The 13,433-nt window shown below is 62.9% G+C and carries 15 protein-coding genes; 8 read left to right on the forward strand and 7 right to left on the reverse strand.

Annotated elements, in window-relative coordinates; translation table 11 throughout:
• From HX866_RS31245 to pilG, 4 genes are read right to left on the reverse strand one after another with little or no spacing between them, the layout of a single operon-like run.
• Positions 1 to 2,058 carry a methyl-accepting chemotaxis protein gene (locus HX866_RS31245; RefSeq protein WP_177098287.1) on the reverse strand — a complete coding sequence of 686 codons (2,058 nt, stop codon included), beginning with the start codon at positions 2,056 to 2,058 and terminating at the stop codon, positions 1 to 3.
• A 3-nt stretch (positions 2,059 to 2,061) separates the two neighbouring features.
• Positions 2,062 to 2,613 (reverse strand): chemotaxis protein CheW, encoded by a 552-nt coding sequence (locus HX866_RS31250; protein ID WP_177098286.1) that lies wholly within the window; start codon positions 2,611 to 2,613, stop codon positions 2,062 to 2,064.
• A 12-nt stretch (positions 2,614 to 2,625) separates the two neighbouring features.
• A complete protein-coding gene (gene pilH, locus HX866_RS31255; protein WP_121135296.1) occupies positions 2,626 to 2,991 on the reverse strand; it encodes a twitching motility response regulator PilH in 366 nt (121 codons plus the stop codon).
• 45 nt (positions 2,992 to 3,036) lie between these two features.
• Positions 3,037 to 3,444 carry a twitching motility response regulator PilG gene (gene pilG / locus HX866_RS31260; protein ID WP_040071472.1) on the reverse strand — a complete coding sequence of 136 codons (408 nt, stop codon included), beginning with the start codon at positions 3,442 to 3,444 and terminating at the stop codon, positions 3,037 to 3,039.
• Positions 3,445 to 3,695: 251 nt separating this feature from the next.
• On the opposite strand from pilG, the gene gshB reads away from it, so the two are divergent.
• From gshB to HX866_RS31295, 7 genes are all read left to right on the forward strand, one after another.
• The gene (gshB, locus tag HX866_RS31265; RefSeq protein WP_121135297.1) at positions 3,696 to 4,649 is read left to right on the forward strand and encodes a glutathione synthase; all 954 of its coding nucleotides are present in this window, start codon (positions 3,696 to 3,698) and stop codon (positions 4,647 to 4,649) included.
• Between the two features lie 77 nt (positions 4,650 to 4,726).
• Positions 4,727 to 5,626, forward strand: coding sequence for an energy transducer TonB (locus HX866_RS31270; RefSeq protein WP_177098285.1), 900 nt, complete (start codon positions 4,727 to 4,729; stop codon positions 5,624 to 5,626).
• A gap of 110 nt (positions 5,627 to 5,736) precedes the next feature.
• Positions 5,737 to 6,306 (forward strand): YqgE/AlgH family protein, encoded by a 570-nt coding sequence (locus HX866_RS31275; protein WP_177098284.1) that lies wholly within the window; start codon positions 5,737 to 5,739, stop codon positions 6,304 to 6,306.
• On the forward strand, positions 6,306 to 6,746 hold the full coding sequence (ruvX, locus tag HX866_RS31280; protein ID WP_177098283.1) for a Holliday junction resolvase RuvX: 441 nt from the start codon (positions 6,306 to 6,308) through the stop codon (positions 6,744 to 6,746). Before HX866_RS31275 ends, ruvX begins: the two co-directional genes overlap by 1 nt.
• A 67-nt stretch (positions 6,747 to 6,813) precedes the next feature.
• Positions 6,814 to 7,320, forward strand: a complete 507-nt coding sequence (gene pyrR / locus HX866_RS31285) for a bifunctional pyr operon transcriptional regulator/uracil phosphoribosyltransferase PyrR (RefSeq protein WP_177126279.1) — start codon at positions 6,814 to 6,816, stop codon at positions 7,318 to 7,320.
• Between the two features lie 24 nt (positions 7,321 to 7,344).
• Positions 7,345 to 8,349, forward strand: coding sequence for an aspartate carbamoyltransferase catalytic subunit (locus tag HX866_RS31290; RefSeq protein WP_121135302.1), 1,005 nt, complete (start codon positions 7,345 to 7,347; stop codon positions 8,347 to 8,349).
• Positions 8,346 to 9,617, forward strand: a complete 1,272-nt coding sequence (locus HX866_RS31295) for a dihydroorotase (RefSeq protein ID WP_177141078.1) — start codon at positions 8,346 to 8,348, stop codon at positions 9,615 to 9,617. Before HX866_RS31290 ends, HX866_RS31295 begins: the two co-directional genes overlap by 4 nt.
• Before the next feature lie 183 nt (positions 9,618 to 9,800).
• Here the strand turns inward: HX866_RS31295 and HX866_RS31300 are convergent, their stop codons facing one another.
• Positions 9,801 to 10,220 (reverse strand): TM2 domain-containing protein, encoded by a 420-nt coding sequence (locus HX866_RS31300; RefSeq protein ID WP_177098280.1) that lies wholly within the window; start codon positions 10,218 to 10,220, stop codon positions 9,801 to 9,803.
• Positions 10,221 to 10,471: 251 nt separating this feature from the next.
• Between HX866_RS31300 and HX866_RS31305 the strand changes: the two genes are divergently transcribed.
• On the forward strand, positions 10,472 to 11,122 hold the full coding sequence (locus HX866_RS31305; protein ID WP_177098279.1) for a C40 family peptidase: 651 nt from the start codon (positions 10,472 to 10,474) through the stop codon (positions 11,120 to 11,122).
• A 52-nt stretch (positions 11,123 to 11,174) separates the two neighbouring features.
• Here HX866_RS31305 and HX866_RS31310 read toward each other — a convergent pair whose 3' ends face one another.
• Positions 11,175 to 12,281, reverse strand: coding sequence for a PilT/PilU family type 4a pilus ATPase (locus HX866_RS31310; protein ID WP_177098278.1), 1,107 nt, complete (start codon positions 12,279 to 12,281; stop codon positions 11,175 to 11,177).
• Positions 12,282 to 12,345: 64 nt separating this feature from the next.
• Positions 12,346 to 13,380, reverse strand: a complete 1,035-nt coding sequence (locus tag HX866_RS31315) for a type IV pilus twitching motility protein PilT (protein WP_103494437.1) — start codon at positions 13,378 to 13,380, stop codon at positions 12,346 to 12,348.
• Positions 13,381 to 13,433 lie beyond the last annotated feature (53 nt).

The raw sequence follows: 13,433 nt of genomic DNA on the forward strand, positions 1-13,433 counted from the left end.
CTAACTGTTTTCACGCGCAGCTTGCGTCGCCGGCAGGGTAAACCCGGAGACCGAGCGCCGCAGCTGGCTGGCCATTTTCGCCAGGTTGCCGATGCTGTCGGCGGTGGCGGTCGAGCCGGATGAAGTCTGGGTGGTAATCTGCTGGATCACGTTCATGGTCAGCGAAATCTGCCCCGCCGACGAAGTCTGTTGCTGGGCCGCGTTGGAAATGCTCTGGATCAGCGCCGCCAGGGTCTTGGACACCCCTTCGATCTCTTCCAGGGCGACCCCGGCGTCCTGGGCCAGGCGCGCGCCGCGCACCACTTCGGTGGTGGTCTGTTCCATGGAGATCACCGCCTCGTTGGTGTCGGTCTGGATCGCCCGCACCAGGGTCTCGATCTGCCGGGTCGCCGCCGACGAACGTTCCGCCAGGCGCTGGACTTCATCGGCCACCACCGCGAAACCGCGCCCGGCATCACCGGCCATGGAAGCCTGAATGGCCGCATTGAGGGCGAGGATGTTGGTCTGGTCGGCAATGTCGTCGATCAGGCTGACGATGTCGCCGATTTCCTGGGACGACTCACCGAGGCGTTTGATCCGTTTGGCGGTGTCCTGGATCTGTTCGCGAATGTTGTCCATACCATGGATGGTGTTGTGCACCACCTCGTTGCCCTTGTTGGCGATTTCCACCGAGCGCTCGGCCACCGCCGACGATTCGGCGGCGTTGGCCGAGACCTGGTCGATGGACTCGGCCATGTCGCTGATGGCGGTGGAGGCCTCGGAAATCTGCTGGGCCTGGTGCTCGGAAGCCTCGGCCAGTTGCATCGCGGTGGCCTGGGTTTCCTGCACGGCGGCGGCGACCTGGCCGGCGGTGAGGTTGATGGTGGCCACCAGATCACGCAACTGGTCGACGGAATAGTTGATGGAGTCGGCAATGGTCCCGGTGAAATCCTCGGTGACCGAAGCGGTCACGGTCAGGTCGCCGTCGGCCAGGTCCTCGATTTCATCCAGCAGGCGCATGATCGCGTGCTGGTTGCGTTCGTTCTTCTCGGCGGTCTCGTGCAGTTGGCGGTTAGTCTCGCGGACCATCACCAGGCCGATCAGGATGATCGAGGTCAGGGCCAGCAGGCCGAGGACATAACCGCCGATGGTGTCCAGGGAGCGCTCGCCGGCGAGGTTTTCAAAACCGTTGGCCAAGTGCGAGGCTTCGTCCAGCAGGGTTTGCGACAGGCTGAAGATATTCCCGGCGGATTCTCGGACCTGGAACAGCTGCGGCGAGGTTTCGAGGATTTCATCCACCGAGCCCGAGACGAATTCGAACAGCTCGGCGATATCTCCCAGTCGGGCCCGGGCGTCCTTGTCTTCGACCTGGGTGATTTTCAGCTCCGCATTGCCCTGGAGCATGCCATTGAGGACCTGGCCGAAACGGGCGGCATCGCGACCGAAGGCATCGGCGGCCTGGGACGAGGTTTCGTCGCCGGCCAGTACCGTGTTCACCGCGCCGAGGATCCGCTCGGCCAACAACGACTGGCGCTGGGCCATGGCCACCTGGGCTGCCGGGGCACCGCGTTGGAGGAGAATTTCCACGACCTTTTCGTATTCGACCTGCAACTGCGGCACGGTCTCGGCCAACGTCGCGGCGACCTGATGCAACGACAGCACGGTTTGTTCGCTGGCGAGGATGGCGTCGGTGTTTCTCAGCAGGTTTTCCCAGTCCTGCTGCACGGCGTGCATTTCCGTGCGCACGGCGGGCGGCGCGGCGGGCAGGCCGGTGGCCGGGTCGCCTTTTTTCAGGTAACCCCAGCGCTGGGCGAAATCGTTGCGGGCATCGCTCAGCAGCTTGAACGCCGCGGCCTTGCCCGACGCCGCTTCCGTGGCGTTCTTGGCGATGCGCTGGGACAGCACCCGCAACTCGCCGGCATGGCTGATGTACTGCTTGTCGTAGGTGGACTGGGTGTTCAGGTAGGCGAAGTTGGCGAACAGCAGCATGATGAACACGATCAGGGCGATAAACAGCACGATGATCTGCGAACGACTGCGCGAAGCTTCCAGCGGTTTGCCCGGTTTAGCGTTTGTCATCGATCAGGCCCCTGCCTGTAAGGCCACATCCAGGAACCCCGGCGCCTGCGCCAGGGCAAACGGGCTGAATACCCACCAACTACGTTCACGCTCGAAACGGCCCTGGACAAAAGGTGCCACCGCCGCGTCCGGCGGCGCTACCGCCAGGCCTTGCTGGCCGCCCAGGGGAAAGTGTTGCAGGCCGGCCACTTCGTCGACCATCAGGCCGGCGAACACGTCTTTGTATTCCAGCACCAGCACCCGCCGCTGTTTGCGCAACGCCGACAACTCATGCCCGAAGAAGCCGCACAGGTCCATGATCGGCAGCAGGCGCCCGCGCAGGTTGGCCACGCCCTTGACCCAGGGTTTCACCCCCGGCAACTGGGTATGCCGCGGCTCATGCAGGACTTCACTGACTTCGCCCATGGGCGCCACGTACCAGTGCTCGCCGAGGCGAAAGCCGATGCCGCTCCAGATGTCCTGGCGCGCCTGTTGCGACGGCAGGTCGGCGGCCAGTACGCGGCAGCGCTGGTCGATTTCCAGCAACAGCTGGAAGGCAGTCTGCGACGGGCTCATGGGCGCGGGCCGTCAGCCGGCGAGGACGCTGTTCAGGGTCTTGATCAGGGTTTCTTCTTCCACCGGCTTGGTCAGGTAGTCGCGGGCGCCCTGGCGCGTGCCCCAGACCTTGTCGGTTTCCTGATCCTTGGTGGTGATGATGATCACCGGGATATGGCTGGTTTCACTGTCTTTGGTCAGCTGCCGGGTAGCCTGGAAGCCATTGAGGCCCGGCATGACGATGTCCATCAACACCGCGTCGGGCTTTTCCTGGCGGGCCAGGGCCACGCCATCGGCGCCGTTCTCGGCCTTGAGCACCTCATGACCGTGCTTTTCCAGCATGCCGGTCAGTTTGTACATTTCAGTCGGCGAATCATCGACGATCAGGATACGTGCCATGGTGTTCCCCACTGCTTATAAGGCGGGCGGCCAACCGGCCTCCCGTCAATGTGCTTGTTCTACCGCCGCGAACCCCGGCACATGGGCCTTGATCGCAGCCAGCAGTTCTTCCTTGCTGAACGGTTTGGTCAAAAACTGATCAGAACCGACAATACGCCCCTTGGCCTTGTCGAACAGGCCGTCCTTGGAGGACAGCATGATCACCGGCGTGGACTTGAACGCTCGATGGTTCTTGATCAGGGCGCAGGTCTGGTAGCCATCCAGGCGCGGCATCATGATATCGACGAAGATGATACCCGGATGATGATCGGCGATCTTGGCCAGCGCATCGAAACCGTCGATGGCCGTGATCACTTCGCAACCCACGTGTTTCAACAGCGTCTCGGCGGTTCGACGAATCGTCTTGGAGTCGTCGATGACCATCACTTTCAAGGCTGTGGAATGCTGTTCCATATCTGCTCTACCATCGCCACAGCGACTCGATTGACTGCATCTAACCGGTATTGAGGCGCGAAGCCCTTGATGTGTAAGCGCTTCGAGCGGCATGCGAGCCTTTTTAGCACAGTCTCAAGATGCAATCTATCAACCACCCCCGGCCCCACCGGGACAGGTGGTTTTTCCTTGACCGCGAATCGGCGTAGCGCCACTCTGACGCCACTTTTTCAAGTCATTTCGGCCATCACGGCCCATAGAGGATATAGCCCATGAGCGTTCGTCTCGGGATTGTCATGGACCCCATCGCCAACATTTCCTATAAAAAGGACAGTTCGTTGGCGATGTTGCTGGCCGCCCAGGCCCGCGGCTGGACCCTGTTCTACATGGAGCAGCAGGACCTGTACCAGGACGCCGGCGTGGCGCGGGGTCGCATGCGCCCGTTGAAAGTGTTCGCCAACCCCGAGCACTGGTTCGAGCTGGAAGCCGAGACCGACACGGCCTTGAGCGACCTGGACGTGATCCTGATGCGCAAGGACCCGCCCTTCGACATGGAGTTCGTCTACTCCACCTACCTGCTGGAACAGGCCGAGCGCGCTGGCGTGCTGGTGGTCAACAAGCCGCAGAGCCTGCGCGACTGCAACGAAAAACTCTTCGCCACCCAGTTCCCGCAGTGCACACCGGCCACCGTGGTCAGCCGCCGCGCCGATGTGTTGCGCGAATTTGCCGCCAAACACGGTGACGTGATCCTCAAGCCGCTGGACGGCATGGGCGGGACCTCGATCTTCCGCCACCGGGTCGGCGATCCGAACCTGTCGGTGATCCTCGAGACCCTGACTGCCCTGGGCACCCAGCAGATCATGGCCCAGGCCTACCTGCCGGGCATCAAGGACGGCGACAAGCGCATCCTGATGGTCGATGGCGAGCCGGTGCCGTATTGCCTGGCACGGATCCCCGCCGCCGGCGAAACCCGTGGCAACCTGGCGGCCGGCGGTCGTGGTGAAGCCCGTCCGCTGACCGATCGTGACCGTTGGATCGCGGCCCAGGTCGGCCCGACCTTGCGTGAAAAAGGCCTGCTGTTCGTCGGCCTGGACGTGATCGGCGAGCACCTGACGGAAATCAACGTCACCAGCCCGACCTGCATCCGCGAGATCGACAACGCCTTTGGCACGGACATCGGCGGCCTGCTGATGGATGCCATTGAGCGCAAGCTGCAAGCCCGTTGATGTAGAACAGCCGAGAAAAAACCAACATTGCGTTATCATGCCGGGCTTTCGATACGTGCGATGTTGGTTTCCTGGTCATGACGCTTCCCGCCGATCTGCCTCCTGAATTGTCCCGCGCCGGCGTACGCCCGGCGGATCGGCTCGGCTTCACGCTTTTCCTCGCCGCGCTGATCCACCTCGCGCTGCTCCTCGGCGTGGGCTTCAGCTTCGTCGAGCCCAAGCAGATCAGCAAGACGCTGGAAATCACCCTGTCCACCTTCAAGAGCGTGAAACCGCCGGAAAAGGCCGATTTCCTCGCCCAGGACAACCAGCAAGGCAGCGGCACCCTGGATAAAAAGGCGATTCCCAAGACTACCGAGGTCGCGCCGTTCCAGGACAACAGCATCAACCAGGTCACCCCGCCACCGCCGGCCAAGCAGGAAGTCACCGAAGCGGCGCCGAAGGCCGTGGTCACCACCGTGGCACCGAAGCCGAAGAAAGCCGTCATCAAGCACGAACAGGTCAAGACCGAGGCGGCGCCCCAGGAGCAGGCACCGACGTTCGACAGTTCGCAGTTGACCAGTGACATCGCCAGCCTCGAAGCGGAACTGGCCAAGGAACAACAGCTGTACGCCAAGCGCCCGCGGATTCATCGCTTGAGCGCGGCCTCGACCATGCGCGACAAAGGCGCCTGGTACAAGGATGACTGGCGCAAGAAGGTCGAGCGCATCGGCAACCTCAATTACCCCGAAGAAGCCCGTCGCCAGCAGATCTACGGCAATTTGCGGCTGATGGTCTCGATCAACCGCGACGGCTCGCTGTATGAAGTGCTGGTGCTGGAGTCTTCCGGGCAACCGCTGCTGGACCAGGCGGCGCAGCGTATCGTACGACTGGCCGCGCCGTTCGCGCCGTTTACCGGCGATCTGTCGGACATCGACCGCCTGGAGATCATCCGTACCTGGCGCTTTGCCCCGGGCGACAAGCTTTCCAGCAACTGACCCAAGGCACCACCCTCCCATAGGTTGTGTCCCTGTCAGAATCCGCCGTACAACAAGTCCGCGCGTCACACGGCTTGTCAGCTCGCTCGCCCACGGCCACACTAGGGCTCATGAAAAACCTCACGCCGACGTACCTCAAGCATCACTTCCTGATCGCCATGCCACACATGGCCGACCCGAATTTCGCGCAGACCGTCACTTATATAGTCGAGCACAGTGCGCAGGGTGCCATGGGGCTGGTGATCAACCGCCCGCAATCCCTGAGCCTGGCCGATATCCTCGAACAGCTGCGCCCGGACACCGAGTCGCCCGCCCTCTGCCAGCATGTGCCGATCTATACCGGCGGCCCGGTGCAGACCGACCGCGGTTTTGTCCTGCACCCCATCGGCAAGACCTACCAGGCCACTGTCGAACTGGAAGGCCTGGCGCTGTCCACCTCCCAGGACGTACTGTTCGCCATTGCCGACGGCGAGGGCCCATCCCGCAGCCTGATCGCCCTCGGTTACGCCGGCTGGGAAGCCGGGCAACTGGAAGCGGAACTGGCCGACAACGCCTGGCTGACCTGCCCGTTCTCCGCGGACATCCTCTTCGAAACCGACAGCGATGCACGCCTGGCCGCCGCCGCCGCGCACCTGGGCATCAACCTCAGCCTGCTCACCAGCCAGGCGGGCCACGCCTGATGGCCAACATCCGCCTGCTGCTGGGTTTCGACTACGGCACCAAACAGATCGGCGTCGCCGTCGGCCAGATGATCACCGGACAAGCCCGCGAGCTGTGCACCCTGAGGGCGCAGAACGGTATTCCCGACTGGGACCAGGTCGAAGCCCTGATCAAGGAGTGGAAACCCGACGCCGTGGTGGTCGGACTGCCGCTGAACATGGACGGCAGCCCCAGCGACATGTGCGCCCGCGCGGAGAAATTCGCCCGTCGGCTCAACGGTCGCTACAACGTGCCGTTCTTCACCCAGGATGAACGCCTGACCACCTTCGAGGCCAAGGGCGAACGCATGGCCCGTGGCGGCCAGAAAGGCACCTATCGCGACAACCCGGTGGACGCTATCGCGGCCAAACTGCTGCTGCAAAGCTGGATCGAAGAACACCCGACGCCCGCCGAATCCTGACCAGCGGCGGCGCCCGAACCTTTCAACCTCGCCTTGATTACCCGCAAGGGCCCTTGAAGGAACAACCATGAGCCTGCCCAATCCCGCCGACCTGATCAGCCAGATGGCTGTCGATCTCAACGCCCACCTGAGCAAGCGCGCCATTGCCGAGCCGCGCTTCATCGGCATCCGTACCGGCGGCGTGTGGGTGGCCCAGGCGCTGCTCAAGGCCCTCGACAGCACTTCGCCCCTGGGCACCCTGGATGTGTCCTTCTACCGCGACGACTTCAGCCAGAACGGCCTGCACCCGCAGGTGCGCCCGTCCGAGCTGCCGTTCGAGATCGAAGGCCAGCACCTGGTGCTGATCGACGATGTACTGATGAGCGGCCGGACCATCCGCGCCGCCCTCAATGAACTCTTCGACTATGGCCGCCCGGCCAGCGTGACCCTGGTCAGCCTGCTGGACCTCGACGCTGCCGAATTGCCGATCCGCCCCGATGTGGTCGGCGCAACACTGTCGCTGGCGCCCACGGAACGGGTAAAATTGTCCGGCCCCGCGCCGCTCCAACTTGAACTTCAAGACCTGGCCCTTTAAGCACCTAAAAAAGAGTCCTTTGCGATGACGCCTCTAGACGCCAAGCGCCCCCTGCAGCTCAATGATCAGGGCCAGCTGCGCCACTTCCTGTCGCTCGACGGCCTGCGCCGCGAGCTGTTGACGGAAATCCTCGACACCGCCGACTCCTTTCTCGAAGTCGGCGCCCGGGCGGTGAAGAAGGTCCCGCTGCTGCGCGGCAAGACCGTGTGCAACGTGTTCTTCGAGAACTCCACCCGCACCCGCACCACCTTTGAAATGGCCGCCCAGCGGCTGTCGGCGGACGTGATCACGTTGAACGTGTCCACCTCCTCGGCGAGCAAGGGCGAAACCCTGCTCGACACCCTGCGCAACCTCGAGGCCATGGCCGCCGACATGTTCGTGGTACGCCACGGCGAGTCTGGCGCCGCGCACTTTATCGCCGAACACGTGTGCCCGCAGGTCGCGGTCATCAACGGCGGCGACGGCCGCCACGCGCACCCGACCCAGGGCATGCTCGACATGCTGACCATCCGTCGGCACAAGGGCAGCTTCGAAAACCTCTCGGTGGCCATCGTCGGCGACATCCTGCACTCGCGGGTGGCGCGCTCGAACATGCTGGCGCTCAAGACCCTCGGTTGCCCGGATATCCGCGTGATCGCGCCCAAGACCTTGCTGCCGATCGGCATCGAGCAATACGGGGTGAAGGTCTACACCGACCTGGCCGAAGGCCTGAAGGATGTCGACGTGGTGATCATGCTGCGCCTGCAACGTGAACGCATGACCGGCGGCCTGCTGCCCAGCGAAGGCGAGTTCTACCGCCTGTTCGGCCTGACCACCGCGCGCCTGGCCGGGGCCAAGCCGGACTGCATCGTCATGCACCCGGGCCCGATCAACCGTGGCGTGGAAATCGAATCGGCGGTGGCCGACGGCCCCCATTCGGTCATCCTCAACCAAGTCACCTATGGCATCGCCATACGCATGGCCGTGCTGTCCATGGCCATGAGCGGGCAGACCGCCCAGCGCCAATTCGAGCAGGAGAACGCCCAGTGAAACTCAGCATACTCGGCGCCCGCGTCATTGATCCGAGCAGCGGCCTGGATCAAGTGACCGATCTGCACCTGGAAGCCGGCAAGCTTATTGCCATCGGCGCCGCCCCGACGGGTTTCGCCGCCGTTGAAGTCATCGACGCCAAAGGGCTGGTGGCCGCCCCCGGGCTGGTGGACCTGAACGTCTCCCTGCGCGAGCCGGGCTACAGCCGCAAGGGCAGCATCAGCAGCGAAACCCGTGCGGCGGCGGCCGGTGGTGTCACCAGCCTGTGCTGCCCACCCAAGACCAAACCGGTGCTGGACACCTCGGCGGTGGCCGAACTGATCCTCGACCGCGCCCGCGAAGCCGGCAACACCAAGGTGTTCCCCATCGGCGCCCTGAGCAAGGGGCTGGAAGGCGAGCAGTTGGCCGAGTTGGTGGCCTTGCGCGACGCCGGTTGCGTGGCCTTCGGCAACGGCCTGGAGAGTTTGCGCAACACCCGCACCCTGTGCCGGGCACTGGAATATGCCGCGACCTTCGACCTGACGGTGATTTTCCACTCCCAGGACCGTGACCTGGCCTACGGCGGCCTGGCCCATGAAGGCCCGACGGCCAGTTTCCTCGGTTTGCCGGGGATTCCGGAAACCGCCGAGACCGTGGCCCTGGCCCGGGACCTGCTGCTGGTGGAGCAGAGCGGCGTGCGTGCGCACTTCAGCCAACTGACCAGTGCCCGCGGCGTGGCCCTGATCGCCCAGGCACAGGCCCGTGGCTTGCCGGTAACGGCGGATGTCGCCTTGTACCAGTTGATCCTGACCGATGAAGCGCTGATCGACTTCTCCAGTCTGTATCACGTGCAACCGCCGCTGCGCACCCGCGCCGACCGCGACGGTTTGCGTGCGGCGGTGAAGTCCGGTGTCGTGAGTGCCATCTCCAGCCATCACCAACCCCATGAGCGGGATGCCAAGCTGGCGCCATTCGGCGAGACCGAGCCGGGTATCAGCAGCGTCGAGTTGCTGCTGCCGCTGGCGTTGACCCTGGTGGAAGATGGCCTGCTGGACCTGCCGACCCTGCTACAACGCTTGAGCGCAGGTCCTGCCGAGGCGTTGCGCCTGCCGGCGGGCAAGCTGGCTGTGGGGGCGGCGGCGGATCTGGTGCTGTTCGATCCAAGCACCTCGACCGTGGCCGGTGAGCACTGGTTGTCCAAGGGCGAGAACTGCCCGTTTATCGGCCATGCGTTGCCGGGAACGGTGCGTTATACGCTGATGGATGGACGGATCACGCACCAGGCGTAGTACCGCGTGACGGCTGATCGCGAGCAAGCTCGCTCCTACATTTGACCGCGTACCCTGTAGGAGCGAGCTTGCTCGCGATAGATTTCAACGATAACGCGGAGCACCTGATGCCCCGCGCCGCCTGGACCTCCATCGCAAGCAATCGAACGTCGACCGGCCGCTCCTGCAATTAGAACCCCGTTTTCAACCCCGCCCATTGTTCCTCAACGAAATCTGGTCATTCAGCGTCCAGAAGTCATACAACACGCCAAACCCCAGCAACCCGCCCGTCAACAGATAGAGCAACCCGGTCAGCCATTTGCCCTGGTACATCCGGTGCACGCCCAAAATCCCGAGGAACGTCAGCAGCAACCAGGCCACGTTGTAATCCAGCGGCCCAGCGGTAAAACGCAGGTCCGCCTCGCGATCCATGCTCGGAATCAGGAACACGTCGATCAACCAACCGATCCCGAACACCCCAAAGGTGAAAAACCAGATCGTCCCGGTGATCGGCTTGCCGTAATAGAAGCGGTGAGAACCGGTAAAACCAAAAATCCACAGCAAATACCCGAGTAAAACGTTATGGGTATTCGCCGGTGTGCCGTCCTGCCGATAGGTGTTCATCAACGCCCTCTCCAAGCCCAATAGATAAATATTTCGTAAAACCGTGTGACTTTTTTACTGTCTCAAAGCGTGTAACAAACCCTTACCAAAAATCGCTGAAAGCCTTGCAGGGCCTGACTTTCACGTGACCCATGGGTCGGTTTTTGCGGCCGCGGGCCACTTTAAACCCCTGTATTGATTCGACAAACGGGCCCAGAAGTGACCAAAAAGCTGTTATAAAGTTGCGCGATTACCTATTAGAGCCTTGCCTAATGCGACCATTTTTCAAGACATGGCTAACCATCTGCCTATTAATGCCACTGGCCGCCCACGCCACCAACCGTGAGCAACGTCTTCCTTCCGTCAACGGTCACACTGCCAAATCACCGGCTACCGTTGCCCATGCAACCGACCTGACCGCTCCTGTGGTCAAGCGCCCTGGCAAGCACAACAGCCATGGCAAGGCGCATCATACCGTTGCCGCCATCAATCCGGCGGCACCGAACGCCAAGCAGAGCAGCACCGTGCTCAGCCGTGCGGTAAACGTGTTGGGAACGCCCTATCGCTGGGGTGGCAGCAGCCCGAGCAAGGGCTTCGATTGCAGTGGCCTGGTCAAGTATGCCTTCAACGGCGTAGCGGCCAGTGATCTGCCACGTACTTCCAATGCCATGGCCGCCGGCCACGGGCAGAAAGTCGCGCGCAAGGACCTCAAGCCCGGCGACCTGCTGTTCTTCACCCTCAAGAGCCGCAAGGTCAACCACGTCGCCATCTACCTGGGCAACGACCGGTTCATCCACGCGCCGCGTCGCGGCAAGTCGGTGACCATCGATACCCTCAAGAAGCCGTACTGGGACAGCCACTACGTGATCGCCAAGCGCGTGATCCCGAAAGAGCAGAACCATATGCGGGTTGTGCAGCGCTGATCTGCGTGTGGTGAGCGGCTACCCGCTCACCACAACAAAACCCCCTACCCCGTCACACCGGCCCCAGGCTCAGATTGTCCTTAGCCTCGCCACCCGCGCCCTTCTCCAGCTTGATCATCAGCCGCAGGTCATTGGCTGAATCCGCGTGCGCCAAGGCATCGCGGTGGCTGATCACACCCTCCTGATACAACGCATACAACGCCTGATCCAGGGTCTGCATGCCCTGTTCGGTCGAGCGCTTCATCAGTGCCTTGAGCTCCTTGATCCCGCCCTTGCGAATCAGGTCGGCCATCAGCGGCGTGTTCAGCAGCACCTCCACCACCGCGCGCCGCCCGAGACCGTCCCGCGTCGGAATCAACTGCTGGGCGACAATTGCCCGCAGGTTGAGTGACAACTCCATCCAGAGCTGCGGGTGCCGGTCCACGGGAAAGAAGCTGATGATCCGCTCCAGCGCCTGGTCGGCATTCGGCGCATGCAGGGTCGCCAGGCACAGGTGCCCGGTTTCCGCGAAGGCCAGGGCATGGCCCATGGTCTCCCGGGTGCGCACTTCGCCGATCATGATCAGGTCCGGGGCCTGGCGCAGGGTGTTTTTCAGCGCTACCTCGTAGGAATCGGTGTCGATCCCCACTTCACGCTGGGTAACGATGCAGTTCTGGTGCTCGTGGACAAACTCGATGGGGTCCTCGACCGTGACGATATGGCCACTGCCCTGCTGGTTACGATGGCCGATCATCGCCGCCAGGGTGGTCGACTTGCCGGTTCCGGTCGCCCCGACCAGCATCACCAGCCCGCGCTTGAGCAGCGCCAGTTGCTCGATGATCGGCGGCAGCTTCAGCGTGGCCAGCTCGGGAATCCGTGTCTCGATGCGCCGCAGCACCATACCCGGCTGGCTGCGCTGGTAAAACGCGCTCACACGAAAGCGCCCCACGCCCTTGGGATGGATCGCGAAATTGCATTCGTGCAGGTGAGTGAAGTCGAGCCTCTGGCGCTCGGTCATCAGGCCGAAGACCGCGTCCTGGGTCTGTTCCTGGGTCAGCGGGACACGGGTCACCGGCAGGATCTGACCGTTGACCTTCAACGACGGCGGCAGGCCCGGAGTGATAAACAGGTCGGACGCGCCCTTCTCGACCATCAGGCGCAGCAGTTTCTCGAACTCCATGAACTTCTCCGCGTTACATCAGGCAGACACCTGTGTGACAGCGTAGAAGCTCACAGGGTTCGCGCTAGAAGTTATCCGGGATCTTTGCCTTCTCCCGGGCGTTATCCCGGGTGATCAGGCCCTTGGTCAGCAGCTCCTTGAGGCACATGTCCAGGGTCTGCATGCCCAGCGAGCCGCCGGTCTGGATCGAGGAGTACATTTGCGCCACTTTGTCCTCGCGGATCAGGTTACGGATCGCCGGGGTGCCGAGCATGATCTCGTGGGCGGCAATACGCCCGCCACCGACCTTCTTCAGCAAGCTCTGGGAAATGACCGCCTGCAAGGACTCCGAGAGCATGGAGCGGACCATGGACTTCTCCTGCGCCGGAAACACGTCAACCACCCGGTCGATGGTCTTGGCCGCCGAGGTGGTGTGCAGGGTACCGAACACCAGGTGACCGGTTTCCGCGGCGGTCAGCGCCAGGCGGATGGTTTCCAGGTCGCGCATCTCACCCACCAGGATCACGTCCGGGTCTTCCCGCAGGGCCGAACGCAGGGCCGCGGAGAAACTCTGGGTGTCACGGTGCACTTCACGCTGGTTGACCAGGCACTTCTTCGATTCGTGAACGAACTCGATCGGGTCCTCGATGGTCAGGATATGGTGGTGCTTGTTGTTGTTCAGGTGGTCGATCATCGCCGCCAGGGTGGTCGACTTGCCCGAACCGGTCGGCCCGGTCACCAGCACCAGCCCGCGCGGCACCTCGGTGATCTTGCGGAACACCTCGCCCATGCCCAGGTCGCTCATGGTCAGGACTTTCGAGGGAATGGTCCGGAACACCGCGCCCGAACCCCGGTTGTGGTTGAAGGCGTTGACCCGGAAGCGCGCCACGCCCGGCACTTCGAAGGAGAAGTCGGTTTCCAGGAACTCCTCGTAGTCCTTGCGCTGACGGTCGTTCATGATGTCGTAGATCAGGTCGTGGACTTGCTTGTGGTCCAGCGCCGGCAGGTTGATCCGCCGCACATCGCCGTCGACCCGGATCATCGGCGGCAGGCCCGCCGAGAGGTGCAAGTCCGACGCGCCCTGTTTGGCGCTAAAGGCCAGCAGCTCGGTGATATCCATGAGACTCCCCAATACAGGTAGAATGCCGCAGACTTTTGACCTGCTGGCGAATT

Source organism: Pseudomonas gingeri, assembly GCF_013386165.1.
GTDB classification, from domain to species: Bacteria; Pseudomonadota; Gammaproteobacteria; order Pseudomonadales; family Pseudomonadaceae; genus Aquipseudomonas; species Aquipseudomonas gingeri_C.

Excerpts from the sequence above, each read along its gene's own strand:
- HX866_RS31245 (WP_177098287.1), bottom strand. The coding sequence starts at position 2,058 with ATGACAAACGCTAAACCGGGCAAACCGCTGGAAGCTTCGCGCAGTCGT.
- HX866_RS31250 (WP_177098286.1), bottom strand. The coding sequence starts at position 2,613 with ATGAGCCCGTCGCAGACTGCCTTCCAGCTGTTGCTGGAAATCGACCAG.
- pilH (WP_121135296.1), bottom strand. The coding sequence starts at position 2,991 with ATGGCACGTATCCTGATCGTCGATGATTCGCCGACTGAAATGTACAAA.
- pilG (WP_040071472.1), bottom strand. The coding sequence starts at position 3,444 with ATGGAACAGCATTCCACAGCCTTGAAAGTGATGGTCATCGACGACTCC.
- gshB (WP_121135297.1), top strand. The coding sequence starts at position 3,696 with ATGAGCGTTCGTCTCGGGATTGTCATGGACCCCATCGCCAACATTTCC.
- HX866_RS31270 (WP_177098285.1), top strand. The coding sequence starts at position 4,727 with ATGACGCTTCCCGCCGATCTGCCTCCTGAATTGTCCCGCGCCGGCGTA.
- HX866_RS31275 (WP_177098284.1), top strand. The coding sequence starts at position 5,737 with ATGAAAAACCTCACGCCGACGTACCTCAAGCATCACTTCCTGATCGCC.
- ruvX (WP_177098283.1), top strand. The coding sequence starts at position 6,306 with ATGGCCAACATCCGCCTGCTGCTGGGTTTCGACTACGGCACCAAACAG.
- pyrR (WP_177126279.1), top strand. The coding sequence starts at position 6,814 with ATGAGCCTGCCCAATCCCGCCGACCTGATCAGCCAGATGGCTGTCGAT.
- HX866_RS31290 (WP_121135302.1), top strand. The coding sequence starts at position 7,345 with ATGACGCCTCTAGACGCCAAGCGCCCCCTGCAGCTCAATGATCAGGGC.
- HX866_RS31300 (WP_177098280.1), bottom strand. The coding sequence starts at position 10,220 with ATGAACACCTATCGGCAGGACGGCACACCGGCGAATACCCATAACGTT.
- HX866_RS31305 (WP_177098279.1), top strand. The coding sequence starts at position 10,472 with ATGCGACCATTTTTCAAGACATGGCTAACCATCTGCCTATTAATGCCA.
- HX866_RS31310 (WP_177098278.1), bottom strand. The coding sequence starts at position 12,281 with ATGGAGTTCGAGAAACTGCTGCGCCTGATGGTCGAGAAGGGCGCGTCC.
- HX866_RS31315 (WP_103494437.1), bottom strand. The coding sequence starts at position 13,380 with ATGGATATCACCGAGCTGCTGGCCTTTAGCGCCAAACAGGGCGCGTCG.